The organism is Pseudonocardia sulfidoxydans NBRC 16205 (genome assembly GCF_007989085.1).
GTDB lineage: Bacteria > Actinomycetota > Actinomycetes > Mycobacteriales > Pseudonocardiaceae > Pseudonocardia > Pseudonocardia sulfidoxydans.
Map to the genome: position 1 here is coordinate 87374 of NZ_BJVJ01000003.1, position 23433 is coordinate 110806.

Annotated in this window: 23 protein-coding genes; 19 read left to right on the forward strand and 4 right to left on the reverse strand. The window is 72.0% G+C overall.

All coding sequences use genetic code 11. The features are described from left to right. Positions 1–9: 9 nt before the first annotated feature. Both PSU4_RS02530 and PSU4_RS02535 read right to left on the reverse strand, forming a co-directional pair. Complete coding sequence (locus PSU4_RS02530; protein ID WP_222596145.1) at positions 10–1611, reverse strand: FAD-dependent oxidoreductase; 1602 nt, start codon at positions 1609–1611, stop codon at positions 10–12. Further along, positions 1608–2777 carry an ABC transporter substrate-binding protein gene (locus PSU4_RS02535; protein ID WP_186816703.1) on the reverse strand — a complete coding sequence of 390 codons (1170 nt, stop codon included), beginning with the start codon at positions 2775–2777 and terminating at the stop codon, positions 1608–1610. The genes PSU4_RS02530 and PSU4_RS02535 overlap by 4 nt, the downstream gene beginning before the upstream one ends. Before the next feature lie 259 nt (positions 2778–3036). On the opposite strand from PSU4_RS02535, the gene PSU4_RS02540 reads away from it, so the two are divergent. From PSU4_RS02540 to PSU4_RS02565, 6 genes are read left to right on the forward strand one after another with little or no spacing between them, the layout of a single operon-like run. After that, positions 3037–3912, forward strand: coding sequence for a branched-chain amino acid ABC transporter permease (locus tag PSU4_RS02540; protein WP_147102303.1), 876 nt, complete (start codon positions 3037–3039; stop codon positions 3910–3912). Next, on the forward strand, positions 3909–5765 hold the full coding sequence (locus PSU4_RS02545; RefSeq protein WP_147102304.1) for a branched-chain amino acid ABC transporter ATP-binding protein/permease: 1857 nt from the start codon (positions 3909–3911) through the stop codon (positions 5763–5765). Before PSU4_RS02540 ends, PSU4_RS02545 begins: the two co-directional genes overlap by 4 nt. Beyond that, positions 5755–6486 carry an ABC transporter ATP-binding protein gene (locus PSU4_RS02550; RefSeq protein ID WP_147102305.1) on the forward strand — a complete coding sequence of 244 codons (732 nt, stop codon included), beginning with the start codon at positions 5755–5757 and terminating at the stop codon, positions 6484–6486. The genes PSU4_RS02545 and PSU4_RS02550 overlap by 11 nt, the downstream gene beginning before the upstream one ends. A 27-nt stretch (positions 6487–6513) precedes the next feature. Then, on the forward strand, positions 6514–7692 hold the full coding sequence (locus tag PSU4_RS02555) for a thiolase family protein (protein WP_147102306.1): 1179 nt from the start codon (positions 6514–6516) through the stop codon (positions 7690–7692). Between the two features lie 46 nt (positions 7693–7738). Continuing rightward, positions 7739–8503 carry an SDR family NAD(P)-dependent oxidoreductase gene (locus PSU4_RS02560; RefSeq protein ID WP_147102307.1) on the forward strand — a complete coding sequence of 255 codons (765 nt, stop codon included), beginning with the start codon at positions 7739–7741 and terminating at the stop codon, positions 8501–8503. After that, a complete protein-coding gene (locus PSU4_RS02565) occupies positions 8500–9294 on the forward strand; it encodes a crotonase/enoyl-CoA hydratase family protein (RefSeq protein ID WP_147102308.1) in 795 nt (264 codons plus the stop codon). The genes PSU4_RS02560 and PSU4_RS02565 overlap by 4 nt, the downstream gene beginning before the upstream one ends. Positions 9295–9312: 18 nt before the next feature. Here PSU4_RS02565 and PSU4_RS02570 read toward each other — a convergent pair whose 3' ends face one another. After that, positions 9313–10455 (reverse strand): acyl-CoA dehydrogenase family protein, encoded by a 1143-nt coding sequence (locus PSU4_RS02570; RefSeq protein ID WP_147102309.1) that lies wholly within the window; start codon positions 10453–10455, stop codon positions 9313–9315. 93 nt (positions 10456–10548) lie between these two features. Between PSU4_RS02570 and PSU4_RS02575 the strand changes: the two genes are divergently transcribed. The 12 genes from PSU4_RS02575 to PSU4_RS02630 all read left to right on the forward strand — a co-directional run bounded on the left by PSU4_RS02575 (position 10549) and on the right by PSU4_RS02630 (position 20847). Beyond that, positions 10549–11307 carry a carboxymuconolactone decarboxylase family protein gene (locus tag PSU4_RS02575; RefSeq protein WP_147102310.1) on the forward strand — a complete coding sequence of 253 codons (759 nt, stop codon included), beginning with the start codon at positions 10549–10551 and terminating at the stop codon, positions 11305–11307. A 38-nt stretch (positions 11308–11345) separates the two neighbouring features. Beyond that, positions 11346–11897 carry a hypothetical protein gene (locus PSU4_RS02580; protein WP_147102311.1) on the forward strand — a complete coding sequence of 184 codons (552 nt, stop codon included), beginning with the start codon at positions 11346–11348 and terminating at the stop codon, positions 11895–11897. Between the two features lie 194 nt (positions 11898–12091). Next, a complete protein-coding gene (locus PSU4_RS02585) occupies positions 12092–12865 on the forward strand; it encodes a FadR/GntR family transcriptional regulator (protein ID WP_147102312.1) in 774 nt (257 codons plus the stop codon). 181 nt (positions 12866–13046) lie between these two features. Further along, on the forward strand, positions 13047–13916 hold the full coding sequence (locus PSU4_RS02590) for a hypothetical protein (RefSeq protein WP_147102313.1): 870 nt from the start codon (positions 13047–13049) through the stop codon (positions 13914–13916). Next, positions 13913–14302 (forward strand): Zn-ribbon domain-containing OB-fold protein, encoded by a 390-nt coding sequence (locus PSU4_RS02595; RefSeq protein ID WP_147102314.1) that lies wholly within the window; start codon positions 13913–13915, stop codon positions 14300–14302. Before PSU4_RS02590 ends, PSU4_RS02595 begins: the two co-directional genes overlap by 4 nt. Further along, positions 14299–15456, forward strand: a complete 1158-nt coding sequence (locus PSU4_RS02600) for a thiolase family protein (RefSeq protein ID WP_147102315.1) — start codon at positions 14299–14301, stop codon at positions 15454–15456. The genes PSU4_RS02595 and PSU4_RS02600 overlap by 4 nt, the downstream gene beginning before the upstream one ends. Before the next feature lie 17 nt (positions 15457–15473). Beyond that, positions 15474–16616 (forward strand): amidohydrolase family protein, encoded by a 1143-nt coding sequence (locus tag PSU4_RS02605; protein ID WP_147102316.1) that lies wholly within the window; start codon positions 15474–15476, stop codon positions 16614–16616. Continuing rightward, a complete protein-coding gene (locus PSU4_RS02610; protein WP_147102317.1) occupies positions 16609–16980 on the forward strand; it encodes a Rieske (2Fe-2S) protein in 372 nt (123 codons plus the stop codon). The genes PSU4_RS02605 and PSU4_RS02610 overlap by 8 nt, the downstream gene beginning before the upstream one ends. Before the next feature lie 15 nt (positions 16981–16995). Continuing rightward, a complete protein-coding gene (locus tag PSU4_RS02615) occupies positions 16996–18531 on the forward strand; it encodes a class I adenylate-forming enzyme family protein (protein ID WP_147102318.1) in 1536 nt (511 codons plus the stop codon). Further along, entirely contained in the window at positions 18531–19280 is a 750-nt protein-coding gene (locus PSU4_RS02620) for an SDR family NAD(P)-dependent oxidoreductase (RefSeq protein WP_147102319.1), read from the forward strand. Before PSU4_RS02615 ends, PSU4_RS02620 begins: the two co-directional genes overlap by 1 nt. Positions 19281–19288: 8 nt before the next feature. Then, positions 19289–20068, forward strand: coding sequence for an amidohydrolase family protein (locus PSU4_RS02625; protein ID WP_147102320.1), 780 nt, complete (start codon positions 19289–19291; stop codon positions 20066–20068). Between the two features lie 2 nt (positions 20069–20070). After that, positions 20071–20847 carry an SDR family NAD(P)-dependent oxidoreductase gene (locus PSU4_RS02630; protein WP_147102321.1) on the forward strand — a complete coding sequence of 259 codons (777 nt, stop codon included), beginning with the start codon at positions 20071–20073 and terminating at the stop codon, positions 20845–20847. Here the strand turns inward: PSU4_RS02630 and PSU4_RS02635 are convergent. Continuing rightward, positions 20801–22018: an MFS transporter gene (locus tag PSU4_RS02635; RefSeq protein WP_147102322.1), complete on the reverse strand. Its 1218-nt coding sequence runs from the start codon at positions 22016–22018 to the stop codon at positions 20801–20803. The genes PSU4_RS02630 and PSU4_RS02635 overlap by 47 nt on opposite strands. Before the next feature lie 151 nt (positions 22019–22169). Between PSU4_RS02635 and PSU4_RS02640 the strand changes: the two genes are divergently transcribed. Beyond that, positions 22170–23411 (forward strand): cytochrome P450, encoded by a 1242-nt coding sequence (locus PSU4_RS02640; RefSeq protein ID WP_147102323.1) that lies wholly within the window; start codon positions 22170–22172, stop codon positions 23409–23411. The last annotated feature ends 22 nt before the right edge of the window (positions 23412–23433 follow it).

Sequence of the window (23433 nt, forward strand, 5' to 3'; positions counted from 1 at the left end):
GTCCCCCTGTCAGAGTTGTTCTGCCACCAGCAACCCCAGCGTGATGGCGCGGCTGAGTGAGAAGCCACTGTTGTAGGCGGTGCCCGACGACGTGAACGCCGCTGCGGCACCCGCCGCGTGCAGGCCGGCGACGGGTGTCCCGCCGGCGGTGAGGACCTGGCCGTCGGGGTCGACGGCGATGCCGGTGAGGCCGATCCCGGTGCTGACCATCGTGAGCCGCATGCCGAAGAAGGGCGGCTGGTCGACGGGCCCGAGGTTGGGGTGCGGTTGCTGAGTCGGGTCGCCCTGGAAGCGCTGCCAGGTGGTGTTGGTGCCGCGGCCGAACTCGGGGTCGGACCCGTGTGCGACGTGGTCGTTGAAGCGGGCGGCGGTGGCCTCCAGCTCCCCGCCGTCGATCCCGAGTGCGGTGCCCAGCTCCCGCAGCGAGGAGGCGGACGACACGACCTCCGGTGGGTAGGTTCCGCCCGGTGGGGTGGGGCCCAGGCCGTAGCGCTGGTGGTGGCGGGTGTCCCAGATCATGAAGCAGGGCAGGTGCTCGCTGCCCGGTTCGAGGGTCTTCTTGACGATCTCCCAGTAGACGGCGTCGTCGCAGAACCGCTTGCCCGTCCTGTCGACGACGAAGGTGTGCGGCAGGGAGTGCTCGCGGGCGACCTGGAACCCGGGGTAGCCGCCGACGGGGTAGCCGACCTGCACGGGCACCCGGTTGGCGGGGATCTCGACGACGGCGCCGCCGGCCTGGCGGGCCAGCCGGATGCCGTCGCCGGTGAGGGTGCGGGGTGCGACGCTGCCGCGGTCGGCGGGTTTGAGGCCGAGGAAGTCGTGGGCGAGGTCGTCGTCCCAGTCGTAGCCGCTGGTGGCGATGACGACGGCGCCGTCGAGGATGCGTCGGGCGCCGTCGGGGGTCTCGGCGACGACGCCGGTGACGCGCCCGCCGTCGAGGCACAGCTCGATCGCGGTGTGCTCGAGCAGAATCTCGACGCCGCGTTCGAGGGCGGCGACGAGGAACCCGGCGACGACGCCGGTCCCGAACGTCAACCGGTCCTCGGGTGGCGGTGAGGATGACGAGGACGCGCCGAACGCCGATGCCCGCAGCCCGGCGCCCAGGATCTCGGCGTAGGTGGTGCCGACGGGGAAGTGCGGCGACACCCGCAGCCGGTCGCGCCAGGCGCCGAGGCGCCGCGCGTCGTAGGCGGCGGTGAGGTAGCGGCCGGTGGCTCGCGAGCCGGGCGCGTCCTGGTAGTAGTCCGGGTAGTCGGGGATGATCTCCCAGGTCACGGCCCCGGCGTCCTCGAAGTACCGGGCGGCTCGCGGCGCCTCGGTGAGCCAGCGCGCCAGGGCGTCGTCGTCGATGAGCTCGGGGTGGGAGGCTCCGACGGCGCGGACGTACTCCTCGGCGGCCCGCAGGTCGTCCTGGATGCCTTGGGCGGCTTCGAGGTGGTTGGCGGCGACCCAGACCTGCCCGCCGGAGAAGGACGCCGCGCCGCCGGCGAGGTCGCCCTTCTCCAGCACGGTCACGGCGATGCCGCGGTCGGCGGCGGCGACGGCCGTCGCGAGACCGGCGAGGCCGGCCCCGACGACGACCGCCGTGCGGGTGGCGGGACCGTCGGTCACTGGCAGACCGGTTCGCCGTCGGACTTGAACACGCCCTGGGTGACCTTGGCCAGCTGGATGCAGGTGCTGGCGGTGCGGTCGGTCGCCGTGATGGTGACGGGCGGCATGATCCCGCCGATCTCGAGGTCCTTGGTCTCCTGCAGCGCGGCGAGGAACGAGTCGCGGGTGAGGTCCTTGCCGGCCCGCTGGAGCGCGTCGACGATGATCTTGCCGCCGACCCAGCTGTTGAGCGCGTACATGCTCTGCGACTTGCCGGGCTCGTACTTGTCCATCGCGGCCCGGAACTCGGCGGTGCCGGGGACGTCGCTGGCGGGCGGCGCGTAGGGGTTGACGGTGATGACGCCTTCGGCGAGCGGGCCGGTCAGTTTGGCGAGGTCGGGGCTGGTGTTGCCCAGCGAGCTGTACCACTGCGGCTTGTAGCCGGTCTGGTCGGCTTCCTTGAGCGCCACCGAGATCTGGTTGACGTTGCCGATGAACACCAGGTCGGTCACGCCGGAGGCCTGCAGCTTCTGCAGCTGGGTGGCGTAGCTGGTGGTGGTGCGTTCGAAGCTGACGTTCTCGGTGAGCGCGGTCTTGCCCTTCTTGAAGCCGTCCGCGACCTCCGACGACGTGCCGTCGTTCTGGTAGAGGATGCCCCACTTCCCGGCGGCCAGGTTCGGTTGCGTGGCGATCCAGTCCGAGAGCAGCTGGAACTGTGCCGACAGCGGCAGCATCGAGGCGAAGGACCGGTCGTAGGTCGAGAGCTGGGTGCTCAGCGCCATCGGGAACAGCAGGGGCACACCGGCCTGCTGCAGTGTCGGCATCCCGGCGAGTGTGGTGGCGGTGCCGTTGTTGCCCCAGACCCCGAGGACGGGCTGCTGGGTGGCGAAGTAGCGGGCCCCGGCGACGGCCTGCTTGGGGTCGTACTGGTCGTCCTGCACGGCGAGGGCGAGTTTGCGGCCGTTGATGCCGCCGGCGGCGTTGACGGTCTGGACGAGCGCGTCGGCGCCGGCCTGGCCGTCGGTGCCCAGCGCGGCGAACGGCCCGGTCATGGGGCTGACCATGCCGAGCGTGATCGTGTCGGCCGTGATGCCGGGGGACGCCGCTCCACCTCCGCCCCCGGACTCCGACGACGACACGGTGGCGCCGCCGCAACCTGCGAGAACGGTGGCGGCGATCGCTGCCACGGCAACGCCCACTACTCGACGCATGGGTCGTCCTTCCCCGGCGGCAGCACTGCCGCCTCGGCGGAGAATCTATGTTAATAGTGTGGCGACATTAGGACCCGCCGACCGTCACGCGCAAGATGCCCGGGCGGGGTTCCCTCCGTCCCAATCCATGTATATCTTTATCAGTTGAATCGGTCGGCGCCCACCGTGGGAGCCGCCGGAACGGGAGGTCGACGATGACCGCGCGCGTTCCGCCCGACCAGGTCGGACGATCCACGTGAGCGCCTTCCTGCAGGCGATCGTCAACGGGCTCATGACCGGGGGCGTCTACGCCCTGCTCGCGCTGTCCATCGCCCTGATCTTCAAGACGATGGACGCGGTGAACTTCGCGACCGCCTCCATGGGCGCCTTCTGTGCGTTCCTGTTCTTCCAGGTGGGGACGATCCTCAACCTCGGCTGGGCCGCCGGGCTCGCGGTCGCGGTCGTCGGTGCGGTCCTGCTGGGCTGGGCCGTCGAACGGGGGATCGTCCGGCCGCTCGGCTCGGGTGACCTGTTCCGGCTCGTGCTCGCCACGATGGGGCTCGACATCGTCCTCAACAACGCGACGCAGATCTTCTTCGGCTCCGGCGTCCAGAACATCAACGCGCCCCTGCCCTCCGGCGGGGTCGCGGTCGCGGGCCTCAACATCGACCTGACCCGGCTGGTCATCCTCGGGGTCGCCGTCGCCGGCGCGATCGTGCTGGGCGTCGTGCTGCGCTACACCAACCTCGGTGTCGGGATGCGCGCCTACGCCCAGGACCCGCAGGCCGCGACGCTCATGGGGGTCCCCGCCCGGACCGTCTCGCGCTGGACGTGGATCATCTCCAGCCTGCTCGGGCTGATCGCGGCGATCATGGTGGCGTCGGTGTCGGTGCTGTCGGTCGGCTTCCTGCAGGGCACGTTCATCTCCGCGTTCACCGCGGCCGTCCTCGGCGGGCTCTCCAGCCTGCCCGGCGCCGTCGCGGGCGGGTTCATCCTCGGAGTCCTCGAGGCGCTCTCGATCGCCTACGCCCCGCGCGCGGTGACCATCGCGCTGCCCGTCCTGATCATCCTGGTGGTGCTGCTGATCCGGCCCGCCGGTCTGTTCGGCCGACTCTCGGCGTCGCGGGCATGAGCGCGCCGGCGGACGGACGCGCCCGGCCGGTGTGGGCGCGCATCCCCGGTCGCGACGTCCTGCTCGCCCTGCTCGCGATCATCGTCGTCTTCGGCATCTCGGGCGTCCTGACCGGCTACCAGGCCTACGTCGTCACCGTCGTCGTCATCTTCACGATCATCGGCGCCAGCCACACCGTGCTGTTCGGCGCGGCCGGCCAGCCCTCGGTGGGGCACGCGGCGCTGCTGGGCGCCGGGGTCTACGCGACGATCGCCGTCTCCCGCATCACGTCGTTCGGGATGGAGGGCGAGCTCGTCGCGGGCATCGTCGTCGGCGCCCTGATCGGTGTCGTGATCGGGCTGCCGTCGCTGCGGATCGGCAGCCTCTACCTGGCGATCGCGACGCTCGCGCTGTGCATCGTCGCCCAGCAGATCTACTTCGAGTGGACCGGCCTCACCGGTGGTGGCGGAGGCACACAGGTGCCGCCGCCGACGCTGTTCGGCACCGCCTACACCCCGCTGGGGCTGCTCTACATCGCGCTCGTCGTGATGGGTGTGGCGATGCTGTTCGCCCGCAACCTGTTGCGCGGCAGGCAGGGCCGGGCCTGGAACGCGGTGCGGACGAGCCCGCTCGCGGCGTCGAGCCTGGGCATGTCGCTGGGCTGGCAGAAGGTCGGCGCGTTCGGCGTCTCGGGGGCGATGGTCGGCTGCGCGGGCGTGCTCTACGCCCACACCGTCAACTACGTCTCGCCGCAGGACTTCTCGCTGGAGCTCTCGATCGTCACCCTCGTCATCGCGATCATCGGTGGCCAGCGCTACCTGTGGGGCGCCGCGCTCGGCGCGATCTTCGTCGAGGGCCTGCCGGAGATGCTGCGCACCACCGGGGAGTTCCGCTACGTCATCTACGGCGTCGTGTTCGTCGTCATCATGATCTTCTTCCCGGGCGGTTTCGCGGGCGGGATCGTCGCGCTGTGGCGACGGTTCGGCCCCGGCCGCAAGCGGCTCGCACCCGCGGAGATCGAGCTGGCGCCGACGGCGACGATCGTCGAGGCGGAACTGGCCCAGAGCACGGCCCGTGGAAGCCGGCCGGAGGCACCCACCGTGTCGGGGGACGGCGGGATCGGGCTCTCCATCCGCGACGTCCGCGTCGCGTTCGGCGGCGTCACCGCCGTCGACGGGGTGTCCGCGGAGATCGTCCCCGGCTCGGTGGTCGGGCTCGTCGGCCCCAACGGGGCGGGCAAGACCACCCTGCTCAACGCCGTCTCCGGTTTCGTCGGCCTCGCGGGCGGGGAGATCGCCGTCGGCGACACCGTGCTGCGCCCGCGCCGGCCCGCGCAGCGCCGCGCCCTCGGGGTCGGCCGGACGTTCCAGAACCTCAGCCTGCACGAGGGCCTGACGGTCATGGACCACCTGATGATCGGCCAGCACGCCGTCGCGGGCTACGGGTCGGTCAGCCAGGTGCTCCGGCTGCCGCCCTTCGTGCGCGGGGAACGTCGCATGCGGGCGGACGCGATCGAGACCGCCGAGATGCTGGGGCTCGCCGACCTGCTCGACGAACGCGTCGAGAACCTGGCCTACGGCGTGCAGAAGCGGGTCGACGTCGCCCGCGCCGTGGTCGCCCGGCCCCGGCTGCTGCTGCTCGACGAGCCCGCCGCGGGCCTCACCCCCGACGAGGGGGACGACCTCGTCGGCCGGGTGCTGGTGCACAGCCGCCACGTCGGGGCGACCGTCGTGCTCGTCGAGCACAACATCGAGCTGGTCATGCGGGTCACCGACCGGGTCGTGGCACTCAACTTCGGCCGGGTCATCGCCGACGACGTCCCCGACGTCGTGCGGCGCCAGGACGACTTCGTGGAGGCCTACCTTGGCGGCTGAGACAGCGGGCGGTGCCGGGCTGGTCCTTCGCGGTGTCACCGGCGGCTACGGGCGTTCCACGGTCCTGCACGGCGTCGACATCGAGGTCCGGCCCGGTCAGAAGGTCGCGATCCTCGGCCCCAACGGCGCCGGCAAGACGACGATGCTGCGCGCCGTGTCCGGGCTCGTCGACGTGCGGTCGGGGGAGATCCTGCTCGGCGGCGAGCCGCTGACCGGGCTGCGCCCCGACCAGGTCGTGGCCCGCGGCGTCGCCCACGTGCCGCAGGGGCGGCGGGTGTTCCCCGACTTCACCGTCGTGGAGAACCTGCGGGCCGCCGCGTACACCCGGGGCGGGCGCGACGTCGACGACGACATCGCCAGGGTCCTCGACGCCTTCCCCCGGCTCGGGGAGCGCAGCGGCATCCGTGCGGGCTTCCTGTCCGGTGGTGAGCAGCAGATGCTCGCGATCGGCCGGGCCGTCGTGCAGCGGCCCCGGATCGTGCTGATCGACGAGATGTCCCTGGGCCTCGCGCCCATCCTGATCAAGGAGCTGTACGGGCGCTTCGAGTCCCTGTTCGCCGACACCCCCGCGGTGATCGTGGAGCAGAACCCGTCGGTCGCCCTCGAGCACTGCTCCTACGTCTACGTCCTGAGCAACGGTGAGGTGAAGGCGTCGGGGCCGGCGGCGGAGTTCACCTCGCACGAGCGGCTGATGCAGGCCTACGCCGGTGCCGTCGACTGACGTGCGCGAACGAGAGAGGAGCCCGGGGTGGACGAGCCCTATGTGATTGATGCGGTGCGGTCGCCGATGGGCAAGGGCAAGCCGGGGGGCGCCCTGTCCGGGCTGCATGCCGTCGACCTGCTGGCACAGACCATCGCGGGCCTGGTGGCACGCACCGGCATCGACCCCGGTCGCGTCGACGACGTCGTCACCGGGTGCGTGAGCCAGGCCGGTGAGCAGTCGGGCAACGTCGGCCGGATGGCGTGGCTGGCCGCGGGGTTCCCCGAGCACGTGCCCGCCGTGACGGTGGAACGCAAGTGCGGGTCGAGCCAGCAGGCCGTGCACTTCGCCGCGCAGGGCATCATGGCCGGCGCCTACGACCTGGTGGTCGTGGCGGGTGTCGAGTCGATGAGCCGCGTCCCGATGGGCGCGGCGAAGCTCGGGGCCGACTCGGCCGGGCCGTCGGTGACGGCGCGGTACGCACCGGGCCTGGTGTCGCAGGGCGTGTCGGCCGAGCTGGTCGCGGCCCGCTGGAAGCTGTCGCGTGAGCAGCTCGACGACTACGCCGCCCGCTCGCACGCCCGCGCCGCCACCGCCGCCGACTCGGGGGGTTTCGACGGCGAGATCGTGCCGATCACGGTGGGGGACACCGTCGTCTCCGCGGACGAGTCGATCCGCCGCGGGACCACCCCGGAGAAGCTCGCCGGCCTGAAGCCCGCCTTCACCGACGAGGCCATGGCGGCCCGGTTCCCCGAGATCACGTGGTCGATCACCGCGGGCAACTCCTCCCAGATCACCGACGGTGCGTCGGCGCTGCTGCTGGCGAGCGACCGGGCCGCCCGCGAGCTGGGGCTCACCCCGCGCGCGCGGTTCCGCGGGTTCTCGGTCTGCGGCGACGACCCCGTCGAGATGCTGACCGCACCCATCCCGGCGACGCGGAGACTGCTCGACCGGGCGGGCGTCGGGATCGGCGACGTCGCCCTCTATGAGGTCAACGAGGCGTTCGCGTCGGTACCGCTGGCCTGGCAGGCGGCGTTCGACGCCGACCCGGACCGGCTCAACGCGCGCGGCGGCGCGATCGCGCTCGGCCACCCGCTCGGGGCCTCGGGCGCCCGGCTGGCGACGACGCTGCTCGGTGCACTGGAGGCACGCGGCGGCGGGCTCGGCCTGCAGACGATGTGCGAGGCGGGCGGCATGGCCAACGCCATGCTGCTCGAGACGGTCTGACCCGGTCGAACCACAGCACGGCCAGGAACCATCCGGAAGGAATCACGTGGACATCGCAGGCATCTCGGCCGTCGTGACCGGCGGCGCCTCCGGGCTCGGGCTGGCCACCGCGCGACGGCTGGTGAAGGCGGGGGCGAGCGTCGTGCTGCTCGACCTGGAGTCCTCGCCCGGCGCCGAGGCCGCCGCCGAGCTGGGGGACCGCGCCCGGTTCGTCGTCGGTGACGTCCGGACCGAGGAGGGCGTGACCCCGGCCCTCGACGCGGCCGCCGAACTCGGTCCGCTGCGCGCGGTCGTGCACTGCGCCGGACGCGGGCACGCCATGCGCATCCTGCAGCGCGACGGCAGCCCCGGCTCGCTCGAGGACTACTCCGCGATCATCGAGCTCAACCTGATCGGCTCGTTCAACGTGCTGCGCCTCGCCGCGGCGCGGATGGCGCAGCTCGACCCGGTCGACGGGGAGCGCGGCGCGATCGTGCTGACGGCGTCGGTGGCGGCGTGGGAGGGCCAGATCGGCCAGATCCCGTACGCGTCGTCGAAGGCTGGCGTCGTCGGCATGACGATCGTCGCCGCGCGCGACCTCGCGACCAAACAGATCCGGGTGGCGACGATCGCGCCCGGCATCTTCGACACTCCGCTGCTGGGCAGGCTGCCCCAGGAGGTGCGCGACTCGCTGGGCAAGATGGTCCCGCACCCCAGCAGGCTGGGCGCTCCCGACGAGTTCGGCGCCCTCGCCGTCCACGTCCTGGAGAACCCCATGATCAACGGCGAGACCATCCGTCTCGACGGCGGTATCCGGATGGCCCCGAGATGACGGGCAACGGAGCCGCCCCGACCGCGACCGGAGGGCTGCTGGTCGAGCGCGCCGGCCCGGTGCTCGTGCTGACGATCGACCGCCCCCGGCGGCGCAACGCCGTGGACCTCGCGACGGCCCGGCTGATCAGCGCGGCGATCGACGAGCTGGACTCCGATCCCGAGCTGCGGGTCGGGGTGCTGACGGGCTCGTCGGGCTTCTTCTCGGCGGGCATGGACCTCGCGGCGTACTCGGCGACGGGGGAGCGTCCCGTCGACGAGCGGCGCGGCGGCTTCGGCATCGTCGGTGTCCCGCCGCGCAAGCCGATCGTCGCCGCCGTGGAGGGCCCGGCGCTGGGCGGCGGGTTCGAGATCGCCCTGGCCTGCGACCTGGTCGTCGCGGGGGAGAGCGCCTCGTTCGGGCTGCCGGAGGTCAAGCGCGGGCTGGTCGCGGCGGGCGGCGGTGTGCTGCGGTTGCCGCGGCTGGTGCCGCGCAACGTCGCGACGGAGGCGGTGCTCACCGGTCGTCCGCTGACGGCGGCACGCTGCCTGGAGCTGGGCCTGGTCAGCCGGGTCGTCGCCGACGGCGGCGCGCTCGCCGCGGCGAAGGAGCTGGCCGCGGAGATCGCGGGGAACGCCCCGCTGGCGGTGCAGGCGTCGAAGGCCGTGATGGCGGCGTCGGCGTTGTGGCCCGACGACGAGCTGTTCACCCGCCAGGAGCCGATGATCACCCAGGTCCGGACGTCGGAGGACGCGAAGGAGGGGGCGCGCGCGTTCGTCGAGAAGCGGGCGCCGCGCTGGCAGGGCCGATAGCGCTCACAGGTTCGCGAACTAGACCTCGTCGCAGAGGGCGCGGGCGATGCCCAGCTTGAGGACCTCCGAGGCGCCCTCGTAGATGCGCATCGGGCGGGCCTGGCGGTAGTAGCGCTCGATCGGGCTGTTCGCGACGAGCCCCCAGCGGCCCATGACCTGCACGCACCGGTCGACGACGCGGCTCGCCGCCTCGGTCGCGGCCACCTTCGCCATCGACGAGCGGTTCAGTGCGCCGGCGGCGTCGTCACGGGCGGCGGCCGCGGCCTGGTAGGTGAGCAACCGGGCCATCTCGACGTCGTTCCACGAGTCGGCCAGCAGCTGGGCGACGGGACCGTGCTTGAGCAGGGGTCGGCCGAACTGTTCGCGGGTGCGGGCGTGGCGGGCGGCTTCGGCGAGCGCACCGGCGGCCAGTCCGCAGGCCGCGCCCGCGACGGACACCCGGAACACCGCGAGCGTGCCCAGGACCAGCGACATCGCCTTGCCCGGGACGCCGAGCCGGGCCTGCTGAGGCAGGACGACGTCGTCGAACTCCACCTCGCCGAGCACGTGCGGGGCGATCAGCTCGGGGCTGGGGGTCGTGGTCAGACCGGGGGTGTCGGCCGGGACGAGCACCAGGGAGAGCCCGGCCTCCTCGGACACGAGCGTCACGAAGAAGTCGGCCGCGCCGGCGTTGGAGATGAACGACTTGGCCCCGCGGACGACGAGCGACCCGTCCTTCTCGGTCAGCGTCGTCGAGACGTTCTTGAGGTCGGAGCCCGCGTGCTCCTCGGTGAGCGCGAGCGCCGCGAGGGTCTCCAGCGACGCGACCCTGGGCAGCCACTGCGCGCGCTGCTCGTCGGTCCCGCCCACGGTGATGGCGTAGCTGCCGATGCCTTGGAGGGCGAACATGGAGTCGAGGTGCGACGACGCCCGCATGAACACCTCGCGGACCAGGCACACCGCGAGCGGGTCGACGCTCTCGGAGCGGCCACCGTAGGCCGCGGGGACCATGAGCCCGGACAACCCGCTGGCGCGCAACGCCTCCCGGATGCCGGGGTGGATCTCGCTCATTGCGTCGGCCTCGGCGGCGATGTCGGCGACGGACGCCGCAACGGCCTCGGCCTCCTCGCGCAGGGCCGTCTCGGCGGGCCCGAGACCGAACCACTTCTCCGTGGAGTCCATGAATACTATGTTACTTTATTAGCGGGCTGAGCGACAGGGCGGGCACGTCCCCCGGCCCCTCCATCCCGGTGTACTCGACGAGGAGTGGTCACCATGGCAGGCACTGTCTCGACCTCCGGTGGTCGGCGCACGGCGGAACTGGTCGGCGACGCGCCGTGGCTCTCGCGCCTCGAGGTCTCGACGCCCAAGTTCGTCGAGGGCCTCGCCCGCGTCGCCGACGTCATCACCACCGACGGAACGTTGCCCGTCGGCCTCAAGGCCCTGTTCGCCGCCGCGATCTGCGCGGTGAAGCGCGACGAGGCGCTGGTCGACCACTTCCTCGCCGTGGCCGCCAAGGCCGGGGTCGCGCGCGAGCACGCCGAGGGCGCCTCGGTCGGCCTGCTGATCTCCCGCGGTATCACCCCCCACCAGCTCTTCGTCGCCGCGACCGACGCCGCCTACGGCCCGGCCGACCACGCCGCCGCCGCGACCGACGCGACCGACTCGTTCGACGCCGACGTCCCCGGCGCCTACGCCTACTTCGAGCGCTACTTCGGGTTCGTGCCCGACTACGTCGAGCTCCTCGGCGACCGCGTCGGCGCCGGCCTGGAGGGCTACTTCCTCATGCGCGAGTCGTCGCTGGGCGAGACGCCGCTGCCCGCGATGGACATGGAGCTGCTGCTCTGCGCGGTCAACGCCGCCGAGTACCAGCCGCGGTTCGTCGCCATCCACTCCCGCGGCGCCCGGCGCGCCGGCGCGACCGAGGAGCAGCTCGTCGAGGCCACGCTCGTCGCGATGCCCTTCGCCGGCGTCGCGAGCTGGCTGCCCGCGGCCCAGGGCGTCATCGACTCGCGCGACGTCGCCGATTCCTGAACCTCGCATCTCCCGCCACCACGAGAGGACGCCGCACCATGGCTGTGCTGGATCTGAAGAAGGGCTGGGACAGCTACGACGAGCTGGCCCGCAAGACCGACAACCCCCGCCACAAGGCGATCCTGGAAGTCATGAAGGACCACATCAAGTGGGAGGTCCTCGGCTACCCGGACAAGGTGCTGGAGACCGTCGCCGAGGGCGGGGTCTACAAGTTCTGGGGGCTGGGCGCCTACGTGGAGCTGCCCGACTTCGACGCGATCCGCGGCTTCTACCAGGGCATGGTCGACGACGGCACCAACGTGCTGCAGCTCGACATCGACCACCTGGCCGTCGCCGACTGGGGCATCGCCGCGCACGGCACCTGGCACCAGGCGTTCCCCGGCGACAAGGTGCCGGTCGTGGAGGTCGACGACCCGAGCGCGAAGTACCTGGTCAGCAGTCGGTTGGCCTGGTTCTTCCCGTTCTCCGAGGGCCCCGAGCCCAAGCTGGTCAGCGAGCTCGTCTACTTCGACCCGGCGCCGACCGCGGTCCGCAAGCTCGACCCGTCGGAGAAGCTCTACGACGAGCTCTCCGAGGCCGTGTTCAGCTGATGCCGGACGGTGGCGCGCCACCGGGGACCATGTCCCCGGCCTGAGAGAGCGGCCCGACCGGTGAGGGTAGCCTCTGCGCCACCCGATCGGGCCCGTACCGTCGTGAAGGACGGATTGCTGAGTATCATCGTCAGGATCTGGGTCGGCCTCGACCCGGGCCGACAGCAGTCCGGGTCGTAGAGCAGGGAGCCGACATGTCCGTCGTCCGCAGGGACGTCCCGCCGCGCTCGGCGCCGACGGGGATGCCGCCCAAGCGTGCCACCGTCATCGCGCAGCGGATCGTCAAGGAGATCAAGGACCGCAACCTGGCACCGGGCAGCCACCTGCCGCCCGAGCGCGACATGCTCGAGACCTACAACGTCGGCCGCAACACGCTGCGCGAGGCGTTGCGGGTCCTGGAGCTGCAGGGCGTGCTGACCATCCGTCCGGGCCCCGGCGGTGGGCCGGTGATCACCTCGCCGGACTCGCGGCACCTGGCCAGCACGCTCGCGCTGTTGATGCAGTTCGCCGACACCCCGTTCCGTGCGGTGATCGAGACGCGTCAGCTGCTGGAGCCGATCACGGCCCGGCTGTGCGCCGAGCGGGGCGACACCGGGCTGCTGGCCGACCTGCGGCACTCGGTCGACCGGATGGGCGAGAGCCTCGACGACCGCGACGCGTTCCTCGCCGAGAACCGCCGCTTCCACGACCTCGTGGCGTGGGGCTCGGACAACCCGCTGTTCGGCTACTGCATCAACTCGCTGCACTGGATCACCGACGGCACGGTGCTGGGTGTCGAGTATCCGCGCCGGTTCCGCAAGCTCGTCTGGCAGGCGCACGACGCGGTGTGCATCGGGATCGAGTCCGGCGAGGGCGACAAGGCCGAGGCCGCGATGCGCGCGCACATGGACGACACGCTCACCTACTTCGAGCGGCACTACCAGCGGCAGATGGACGAGGTCCTGAGCTGGGAGATGTACGGCACCTGACCCACGTCGCACCTGGCTCCACGGCGCCGTCTCCCGCATCCTGGGAGGCGGCGCCGTCGCATGTGGCGGATTCGGACCTGGTTCGGTGCTGCTGTTAATGATATACAGAGATTCGGGCGCTGATCGGTGGTCGGCGCCGCACGGGAACTCCGCAGGAACGACGACGACGTCAGGACGGCGCATGGACGGCAAGACGCTGCTGGAGCGGGAGCAGGACCACCCGCAGGACATCGTGGTCGAGCGCGACCGCGGCCGGATCTGCACCATGGACTCGGCCCGCTACGTCGACGCCCGCAACACCGGGCGCGACGTCGTCGTCCCGGCCTCCTACGTCGGTGTCCTGCCCGCACGGATGATGGCGATCCACCGCCCGCGTGGCGTCATCGGGCACGACGCCTGTGTCGGCAAGGACGGCGCCGGCATCGCCGGCCTCTGGTACCTCGAGGCACTCGGGATCCCCGCGGCGACCGCCGACGGCATGACCGCCGAGATGGGCAACGGCGAGGACCTCTACACCAACGGCATCGTCAAGCACGTCAACTACGTCGCCGAGACGTGCGGCGTGAAGCCCGGCATGCCCGTCCGCGAGGCCGCGGAGATCCTGCTGGCCAACGACCCCACCGACGTCGAGGTCGGCAACAAGGTCCGCCGCGAGATCATGGAGACCCACCCGAGCGGGCGGCGCGTCGTCGTCACCGACTCGATCGTCTGGGCCTACCCCGAGGACGAGAACCGCAGCGTGCTCGTCACCGCCGGGCACACCGGCCGCAGCGGCGCCAAGTTCCTGCTCGAGGCGAGCCCCTGGGGGTTCATCTGCCACGACGGCGGCATGAGCAAGAACCGCTCCGGCGTGTCCGGGCTGGTCACCGCCGACGAGGCGGGCCTCGCGGGCGCCTGCATCGACGGCACCACCGCCCCGGTCGGCGACGCGTTCCTCGGCTACGAGCACGGCCTGATCAGCGCGCACAACGAGGCCGCCGCGAAGCGTGGCGTCGAGGTCGGGATGACGGTCAAGGAGGCCGCGCACCGATTGCTGCTGGGTGGAGAGTGACCGTCACCGATCCCGGGCTGACCGACCTCTTCTGGGAGGCGGTCGGGCGGCGTGAGCTCGTCCGCCCCGTCTGCGGCGACTGCGGGCGCAACTTCTTCACCCCGCAGGTCGCGTGCCCCGCGTGTCTGTCGGAGAACTGGGCCTACGAGCGCTCCGATGGCCGCGGCCGCGTCTACTCGGCGACGGTCGTGCACAAGCCGCCGAGCCCCGGGTTCGCCGTACCGTTCCGGCTGGGCATCGTCGACCTCGACGAGGGCTGGAGCATGCTCGCCGAGCTCGTCGACGGCCCCGACGGGCGGCTCCCGGCGATCGACGCACCCGTGCGCGTGACGTGGATCGAGCGCGAGGGCCGGGTCCTGCCGGCGTTCACGGAGGACCCGGCATGAACCTGTCCGACGTCGCGATCGTCGGGGTCGGGCTGACCCCGCAACAGAAGCGCTCCGACCGCAACTCCCTGCAGGTCGCCCTCGATGCCGCGAAGCTCGCCCTGGCCGACGCGGGCCTGCACCACACCGACCTCGACGGCATCGCCGCCCGCTGGCCCGGCCCCGGCGGCACGGTGCTCGCCCCCGGCTCGGCCGACTGGTCCACACTGCTGGGCGTCCCGCTCGACTGGATCGGCGACTCCTACCCGCAGGGCGTCCCCGCGCTCGTCGACGCCGCCGGTGCCATCCTCACCGGCCAGGCCACGACGGTGCTCATCACCGGCGGGCAGGCCGGCGTCCTCGGCGGCGGCCGGGTCGCGGCCTACACCCAGCCCGGCAACGAGTTCGTCGCGCCGTTCGGGGCGTTCACCTCGGCGCATTTCGCCCTGGTGGCGCAACGCCACCTCGCCCGCCATCCCCATGCGCGGCAAGGGATGGCGGAGATCGCGGCGACGATCCGCAACGTCGGATCCGCCAACCCCGAGGCCGTCATGGCCGGGCGCGGCCCCTACACCGCCGACGACGTCCTGGCGGCACCGCCGATCGTCGACCCCTTCACGCTGCTCGACCTGTGCCTGGCCTCGGAGGGTGGCGCGGCCGTGATCGTCACGACCCTCGAACGGGCGCGCGACCTGCCGCACCCGCCGATCGTCGTGCTCGGCGCGGGGATGGAGTGGCTGCGTCAGCAGTACGTCGACCCGGCCCGCTACGAGCAGACGTGGACGATCGGCGCCGCCGCCGCGCGCAAGGCGTTCGGACAGGCCGGGCTCGGCCCGTCCGACGTCGACGTCGCCCAGCTCTACGACGTCAACTCCCTCGAGGTCGCCCGCCAGTTCGAGGCGCTGGGCTTCTGCGGGCCCGGCGAGGGCACCGACTTCGCGCGCGCCACCGGTATCGGCCTCGACGGCAAGCTCCCCACCTGCACCGACGGCGGGCTGCTGGCCTGCAGCCACATCGGGTGGGGCGGGCCGACGCTCAAGCTCGTCGAGGCCGTCCGCCAGCTGCGCGGCGAGTGCGGCGACCGGCAGGTCGCCGGCGCCGAGGTCGCGATCGCATCGGGCGCCGGTTCGGGCGCCCAGTACTACAACCTCGCGCTGCTCGGCCGGGCGCGGTAACTCGGGAGGAGACGCTCATGACGACCATCGAGGCGCCCCGGAGCGCCGAACAGACCGATCCCAAGAAGACCGGGATCATCGACTCGGACGTGCACCCGAACTTCGTCAACGGCATCCGGGACCTCACCCCGTACATGACCGAGACGTGGCGCAACCGGCTCGGTGTCAGCGGTGACGACTGGGCGAAGGGCATGGCCGCCGCCCAGTTCACGCTGCCGCTGGACTACCTCTACATCAACGCCGCCGGCGCCTACCGCGAGGACGCGGCGCGCCCGGGGATGCCGCCCGCGACCGACCCGGACTTCACCGCGCAGCACCTGCTCGACAAGCACGGCATCTACCGGGCCGTCCTGCTGGCCGGGCAGTGCCTGGGCATCGGCGCGATGCCCGACGGCATGGTCGCCGCGACCATCGCGTCGGCCTACAACGAGTGGATGTGCGAGCGCTGGCTGCAGAACGACGTCCGCTGGCGCGGCGCGCTCGTCGTCGCCCCGCAGGACCCGGAGGCCGCGGTCGCCGAGATCGACCGGGTCGCGAAGCGTGACGGCATCGTCGCCGTCTTCATGCCGCTGGGCGAGATCCTGATGGGGGAGAAGCACTACTGGCCCATCTACGAGGCCTGTGCCCGCCACGAGCTGCCGCTGATCGTGCACCCGTCGGGCTGCGAGAACGTCTTCGCCAAGGCCCCGCGGATGGCCGGCACGCCCACGTTCTACCTGGAGTGGCACACCGCGCTCGGCCAGATCCACCAGTCGAACACGCTGTCGATGATCTGCCACGGCGTGTTCGAGAAGTTCCCGAAGCTGAAGTACATCATCGCCGAGGGCGGCTTCCTGTGGGCGCTCGAGGTCATGTGGAAGCTCGACCGTGACTGGAAGGGCCTGCGCAACGAGGTCCCGTGGCTGACCAGGCCGCCGTCGGAGTACCTGCTCGACCACATCCGCTTCACGACGCAGCCGTTCATCGAGCCGCACGACCCGAGGCACGTCGGGCCGCTGATGGAGATGCTGCACGCCGACCGGACGCTGATGTTCTCCTCCGACTACCCGCACTGGGACTTCGACAACCCGCAGCGCTCGCTGCAGGCCGTGTCGAAGGAGCTGCGGCAGAAGATCCTCGTCGACACCCCGCGCGCCGTCTACGGAGACCGCCTTGACTGAGACTGTCGCCCGCACCCGACACGTCGTCGAGAAGCTCGAGAACTTCCCCTGGGGTGATCGGCGGATCGTCGAGATCGACGGCCGCTCGATCGGCGTGATCAACGTCGGCGGCACCTTCCACGCCCTGCGCAACAACTGCCCGCACCACGGCGCACCCCTGTGTGAGGGCGTGGTCAAGGGGACGATGGACGACACCCCGGCCCACGAGTACTCCTACGTCCGCCACAACGAGTACATCGTCTGCCCGTGGCACGGCTACGAGTTCACGCTCGCCACGGGCCGCTCGCTCGTCGAGCCGGACAAGCTGCGCGTGCGCACCTACGAGGTGGCGGTCGAGGGCGACGACGTCGTCCTCTACGTCTGATCGGGAGAGCCCAGCATGGACATCGGCGTCGCCGTCGCCGCTCACGCCCGCAAGACCCCTGACGCCGACGCGGCGATCGAGGGTGACCGCACGCTCAGCTACCGCGAGCTCGACGAGCGCACCAACCGGCTCGCCAACCTGCTGCAGGGACGCTACGGCGTCGCGCCCGGTGACCGGGTGGCGGTGTTGCTGCGCAACAGGTTGGAGGTCGCGGAGGCGATCGTCGGCGTCACCAAGGCGGCCGGGGTCTACTGCGGGCTCAACTTCCGGATGAGCCTGGAGGAGTACCGCTCGATCCTGGGCAACGCCCAGGCCCGGGTGCTCGTCACCGAGTCCGGGTTCCGCGAGATGGCGGCGACCCTGGCCGACGAGTTCGGCCTCGTGGTGGTCGACGTCGACGACCCGTCGGAGGCCGGCTGGGGCGGGCTCGGGGCGGCGTCGGCGTCGGCCCCGCCGACCCTGCACTCGCGGGCGCCGTCCGACGAGTTCTGCATCGTCTACACGAGCGGGACGACGGGCCAGCCCAAGGGCATCCTGTTCGACGCGGCCGCCGTCGCCACGCACGCGATGGTCGCCGGGCTGGAGTACGGGATGTCGCGGCACTCCCGCTGGCTCACGACGATCCCGCACAACTCCTCGGTGCAGATCACGTTGGCGCCCACGTTCTTCCTGGGTGGGGCGGTCGGGTTCCTCGACGGCCGCGGCTTCGACCCGGGCCAGTTCGCCGCGGAGGCCACGAAGCAGGCCGCGACGCACACCTACCTGGTCCCGACGCAGCTCTACCGTGTGCTCGAAGCCGGCCTGGGCCACGACGACGTCGCCACCCTGACGTCGATCGGGTACGGCGCCGCGCCCATCGCGCACGACCGCGTCGGCGAGCTCGTCGGCCGGTTCGGGCCGGTCTTCAGCCAGCTCTACGGCATGGCCGAGATCGCCTCGATCGCGACGATGCTCACCCAGGACGACCACCGCCGGATCGCGGCGGGCCGCACCGGGCTGATGGCGTCGGCCGGGCGGGCGTCGTACCTGGCCGACGTGCGGGTCGTCGACGCCGACGGCAACGACTGCGCGCCCGGCGAGCGGGGCGAGGTCCGCTTCCACACCCCGTACACGATGCGCTGCTACCACCGGAACCCGGAGAAGACGGCCGAGACGCTGGTCGACGGCTGGGTGCGGTCCGGCGACGTCGGCATGTTCGACGACGAGGGCTACCTCTACATCGTCGACCGGATGAAGGACCTGATCATCCGCGGCGGCTACAACATCACGCCGTCGGAGATCGAGCACGTCCTGTACTCGCACCCGGCCGTCATCGAGGCGGCCGTCGTCGGGGTCCCCGACACGGAGTGGGGCGAGGCGGTCCTCGCGGCCGTGGCGCTGCGGGACGGCTCGGGTGTCGACGAGGCCGAGATCCGGGCGCACTGCAAGGCGGCCGGCCTGCCGAGCATCAAGATCCCGGAACGGGTACTGACGATGGACTCGCTGCCGAAGAACGCCGTCGGCAAGATCGCGAAGCGTTCGGTGGTCGAGATCGTGACCGGAGGCAAGTGATGGACCTGGGACTCGACGGCAAGGTCGCGATCGTCACCGGCGCCAGCCGGGGGCTCGGTGCGGCGGCGGTGGAGGCGCTCGTCGCGGAGGGCGGGCTCGTGCTCGCGGCGGCCCGCACCACCGAGGCGCTGGAGAAGCTGCAGGCCACAGCCCCGGAGCGGATCGCGGTCGCGACCGTCGACATGCGCGACGCCGACGCCGTGGGCGCGCTCGCCGACCTCGCCGTGGAGCGCTTCGGGCGGCTCGACATCGTCGTCAACAACGCCGGCATCGCGCCCGCGGGCAAGTTCTCCACCCAGCCCCAGGCCGAGTGGGAGGAGGTGTTCGCGGTCAACGTGCACGCCCCCGCGGTGCTCGCCCGGGCCGCCGGGAAGCACTTCCTCGCCCAGCGCTCCGGCAAGGTCGTCAACATCGCCAGCACGTCGGGGATCAACGGCAAGCCGATCCTCGTGTCGTACTCGGCGTCCAAGGGCGCACTGGTGCAGTTCACCAAGGCGCTCGGCGCGGAGTGGGCGCCCTTCGGCATCCAGGTCAACGCCATCGCACCCGGCGCGTTCACCACCGACGCGCAGGCGGCGGTGACGGGCGACCCGTCGATGCTGGAACGTCGTCTGCGGAAGATCCCGGCCGGGCGGATGGCCGACCCGGCCGAGTTCGGCCCGCTCGTCTGCTACCTGGCGTCGCCGCTGTCGGACTTCGTGAACGGCTCGGTGCTCGTGATCGACGGGGGAGAGGTCACCAAGCTGTGATCCCAGGAATGATCATCGACGGACATACCCATGTGTATCCGGATGCCGTGGCGCGCAAGGCGATCGCCGGCTCCCCGGCCGACCTCAAGCGCTTCGGCGACGGGACGGTCTCGTCGTTGACGGAGGTCATGGCGGCCTCGGGCGTCGACCGCTCGGTGTGCCTGGGCATCGCCAACACCCCCGACCGCGTCGACAACGCCAACCGCTTCGCCGGGTCGCTGGACGCCGACCGGTTCATCGGGTTCGGCTCCGTGCACCCCGGGCTCTCGCCGGAGGAGAACGTCGCGAGCCTGCGCGCCCACGGCCTGCGCGGCGCCAAGGTCCACCCGATGTTCCAGCAGCTCACCCTCGACGACCCGCGCCTGCTGGCCACCCTCGACGCCATGTCCGGGGAGTTCGCGGTGATCGTGCACGTCGGCGGTGCGGGCGAGGACCCCGGCGACCGCTGCAGCCCGGCGATGCTCGCCGACCTCGTCCGGCAGTTCCCGCGCCTCGACCTCATCGCGTGCCACTTCGGCGGCTACAAACGCTTCGAGGAAGCCGCGGAGGTCGTCATCGGGCTGCCCGTGCACCTCGACACGTCGTGGCCCCCGTCGCTGGCCACGCTCGACCCGCGTCGTGTCCGGGAGATCATCGAGAAGCACGGCCCGGAGCGGATCTGCTTCGCCTCCGACTGGCCCATGGCCGATCCGGGCGCCGAGATCGCGACGATCCGCGACCTCGGGTTCTCCGACGACGACACCGACGCGATCCTCGGCGGGAACCTCGCGCGGCTGCTGAAGCTCTGAGCATGAGCACGCGGCGGGTGGCACTCGTGACCGGCAGCGCGCGCGGCATCGGGCGCGCGATCGCCGAGCGTCTCGCGCCCGACCACGACTGCGTCGTCCACGGCCGCCGCGACGCCCGCGCCGCCGCCGAGGTCGCCCGCTCGATCGAGGCCCAGGGCGGGCAGGCGCTCGTCGTGACCGCCGACCTGGCCGATCCCGCCCAGGTCGCGGGCCTGGCCGAGGCCACGCTCGGCCGGTTCGGGCGCGTCGACACTCTCGTCGCCAACGCCGCGGCCACCGCGTTCCGCCCGCTCGTCGACGTCACCGGCCGCCACAGCAGGCTCACCTTCGCGACGGTCGTCGACGGACTGGTGGAGCTCGTGCACCGCCTCGCACCCGCCATGGGCGCGGGCGGGCGCATCCTCACCATCGGCGGTCTCGACGCCCGCTTCGCGCAGTCGGGCCACGGCCTGCTCGGTGGGGCGAAGGCAGCGCTGGAGGCGCTGACCCGCTCCTGGGCGGTGGAGCTGGGGCCGCGCGGCGTCACCGCCAACACGATCGTCCCCGGCCCGGTGCTCACCGACTCGCTGGAGGCTTACCTCGGCGGGCGGGAGGACGTGCGGGCGCTGCTCGTCGACCACACCCCGGTGGGCCGGCTGTGCACGCCGTCGGACGTCGCGGACGTCGCCGCGTTCCTCGTCTCCCCGGCCGCGGCGATGATCTCCGGGCAGGTGGTCACCGTCGACGGGGGGATCAGCGCGCAGGGTGGGCCGTGGGGGGCGATGAGGGACCTGTGGTGAGCGCCGCGCTCCCGACCCCGCGGCACCACAGGAAGCACGCCGCCGCCGCGGTCGTCAGGACGGCGCCTGCGACCCACGCGACCGGGTAGCCACCGGTGACGTCGACGAGCAGCCCGAACACCGGTGCCGCGAACAGCGCGCCGAGGTAGAACCCGGCCATCGCCGCCCCCGACCCGCGGCCCACCGCGTGCGGTGCCGCCGCCACGACCGAGGCGTGCATGAGCGACACCGTGCCCAGCTGCGCACCGGTCGCGATCATCAGCGCGACCGCCGCGGCCGTGAGACCCCAGCCCGTCGCCAGCACGATCTCGGCGACGGCGAGCGTCGCGCACAGCGCCGCGGCCATCGGGAGCCGCCGCGTCGTGCCGAGGCGGTCGGCCAGCCGGGCGGCCCCGATCATGGGGGCGAGCGCGACGAGGGAGGCGACGGCCGTGAGCACCCCGGCGACGGGCAGCGTCGCCCCCGCGCCCTCGTGCAGGAACGGCACCGCCCACGAGTAGATGGCCTGTGAGCCGCCGATCAGCAGGATCGCGGCCAGGGTGAACCGCCAGAACCCGCTGGGGAGCCGGCCGTCGGTCGCGACGTCCGCCGCGGGCGTGGCCCGGCCGTGGGCGTCCGGCAGCACGAGCGCCGCCGCGAGGCCGACCGCGACGACGACGGGGATCGACCACAGCAGGACCGGTCGCCAGCCGTAGGCGGCGCCGAGCCCTGGCACGACGAACGACGTCACCGCGACCGCCGCGGGCACGCCCGCCGTCTTCACCGCGAGCCCGACGGCGTGGCGCGCAACGGGGAGTGCGGCGGTGACGGAGACGTTGGTGCCGACGTTGGCCAGGGCGTACCCGATCCCGGACACGAGCGCGCAGACGACGAGCGCGGGATACCCGGGCGCGAGCACCGGCACCGTCAGCGCGACGAGGAGCAGCGCCGTGGACGCGACGACGGTCCAGCGGGCCCCGATGCGTTCGGTGACCCGGCCCGCCAGCAGGCAGCCGATGCCGGTGAGCCCGAACATCAGCCCGACGAGCAGTCCGATCCGGGTGCGGGACAGGCCCAGGTCGGCCTGCAGGACGGGGCCGAGGAAGCCGAACAGGAACGCCGGGGCGGTCCCGAGCCCGACGGCGACGGTGCTGACGGTGACGACCGCCCGTTCCCCGCCGGTCCGGCGCACCCGGCCTCCTCACCGCTCTTGTCGGCCACGCAGCCGCAAACAAGGGTCATGGTATGCAGCGAACGGAGCCTTGAGAAGGCCTCCCAGATGCTGTTGACTATGACCCTGGATTTCAGGCCCGCTGGATCGACGACGACCCCGGGAGACCTTCATGCGCGAATGGACCCCACCGCCGCACATCGCGACGATGACGCAGATCTCCGACTTCCGCGAGATCGACGAGATCCTGCGTTCCAAGGACTTCCGGCAGGGATCGCACACCGAGAGCCGTCCGCTGTTCGCCGACTCGCTGCTCCTGCTCGACGGCCCCGGCCACCGCGAACGGCGCCGGCTGGAGAACCCGCTGTTCGACCGGACCGCCCTCATGTACTACGACCACGAGGCGCTCAACCCCGTCGTCGAGAAGATGGTCCGCGACTGCCTCGACGAGGCCGGCGACGACGGCACCGTGACCGTCGACCTGGTCCCGCTCGTCCGCGCGATGCTGCACCGGATCGCCGCGACCACGACCGGTATCGACGGCGTCGACACCCCCGAGGCCACCGAACGGTTCCGCCGCTTCCTGGAGGATCTGGGCGCGGCCGCGACCGTCGAGTGGTCCACCAAGGACCACGACGAGGTGCTCGCGTACGGGCTCGCGCGGCGCGCCGAGTTCGTCGAGGAGTTCTTCGGGCCGTCGGTGGAGCGTCGCAAGAAGCTCGTCGAGGACTTCCACGCCGGCCGGATCGAGCGCGACGACGTGCCCGTCGACCTGCTCACCCTGCTGTACCTGCACTGGGACGACGCGTGGGACGACGAGTTCCCGCTGCGGGAGGCGACGCTGTTCCTCGTCGCCGCCACCCAGACGACGACGCACACGCTCCCGCACGTGATCGTGCACATGGAGGAGTGGCTGGCCTCGCACCCGGAGGACGCCGGCAAGAAGGCGGACCCGGACTTCCTGCGGCTCATGGTCAACGAGTCGCTGCGGCTGCACCAGCCCGCGCCGACCCTGCTGCGCTACGCCACGGCCGCGGTCACGCTGGCGTCGGGGCGCGAGGTCGCCGAGGGGGAGCGCGTCGCGCTGCTGTTCACCCCGGCCAACCGCGACCCCGGCGTGTTCGGTGACGACGCCGCGACCTTCAACCCCTACCGGGGCACGCCGGAGGTGTCCGGGGTACGGCCGTGGGGGCTGACGTTCGGCGGTGGCGCGCACGTCTGCGTCGGCAGGCCGCTGGTCACGGGCCTGGCCAAGCGTGACGGACAGGCGCCGACCGAGGGCACGATGATGCGCATCCTGCGCGCCCTCTACGCCGCCGACGTGCGTCTCGACCCCGCGAACCCGCCGGTCGCGGCGGCATCGAGCAGTCACGACATGTACGACAGCATGCCCGTCGTGCTGACTCGGCGTTAGAGTTATAGCTACTATGGCCGGG

Excerpts from the sequence above, each read along its gene's own strand:
- PSU4_RS02570 (WP_147102309.1), bottom strand. The coding sequence starts at position 10,455 with ATGGACTCCACGGAGAAGTGGTTCGGTCTCGGGCCCGCCGAGACGGCC.
- PSU4_RS02605 (WP_147102316.1), top strand. The coding sequence starts at position 15,474 with ATGACGACCATCGAGGCGCCCCGGAGCGCCGAACAGACCGATCCCAAG.
- PSU4_RS02615 (WP_147102318.1), top strand. The coding sequence starts at position 16,996 with ATGGACATCGGCGTCGCCGTCGCCGCTCACGCCCGCAAGACCCCTGAC.
- PSU4_RS02575 (WP_147102310.1), top strand. The coding sequence starts at position 10,549 with ATGGCAGGCACTGTCTCGACCTCCGGTGGTCGGCGCACGGCGGAACTG.
- PSU4_RS02585 (WP_147102312.1), top strand. The coding sequence starts at position 12,092 with ATGTCCGTCGTCCGCAGGGACGTCCCGCCGCGCTCGGCGCCGACGGGG.
- PSU4_RS02630 (WP_147102321.1), top strand. The coding sequence starts at position 20,071 with ATGAGCACGCGGCGGGTGGCACTCGTGACCGGCAGCGCGCGCGGCATC.
- PSU4_RS02640 (WP_147102323.1), top strand. The coding sequence starts at position 22,170 with ATGCGCGAATGGACCCCACCGCCGCACATCGCGACGATGACGCAGATC.
- PSU4_RS02620 (WP_147102319.1), top strand. The coding sequence starts at position 18,531 with ATGGACCTGGGACTCGACGGCAAGGTCGCGATCGTCACCGGCGCCAGC.
- PSU4_RS02580 (WP_147102311.1), top strand. The coding sequence starts at position 11,346 with ATGGCTGTGCTGGATCTGAAGAAGGGCTGGGACAGCTACGACGAGCTG.
- PSU4_RS02600 (WP_147102315.1), top strand. The coding sequence starts at position 14,299 with ATGAACCTGTCCGACGTCGCGATCGTCGGGGTCGGGCTGACCCCGCAA.
- PSU4_RS02565 (WP_147102308.1), top strand. The coding sequence starts at position 8,500 with ATGACGGGCAACGGAGCCGCCCCGACCGCGACCGGAGGGCTGCTGGTC.
- PSU4_RS02625 (WP_147102320.1), top strand. The coding sequence starts at position 19,289 with ATGATCATCGACGGACATACCCATGTGTATCCGGATGCCGTGGCGCGC.
- PSU4_RS02590 (WP_147102313.1), top strand. The coding sequence starts at position 13,047 with ATGGACGGCAAGACGCTGCTGGAGCGGGAGCAGGACCACCCGCAGGAC.
- PSU4_RS02545 (WP_147102304.1), top strand. The coding sequence starts at position 3,909 with ATGAGCGCGCCGGCGGACGGACGCGCCCGGCCGGTGTGGGCGCGCATC.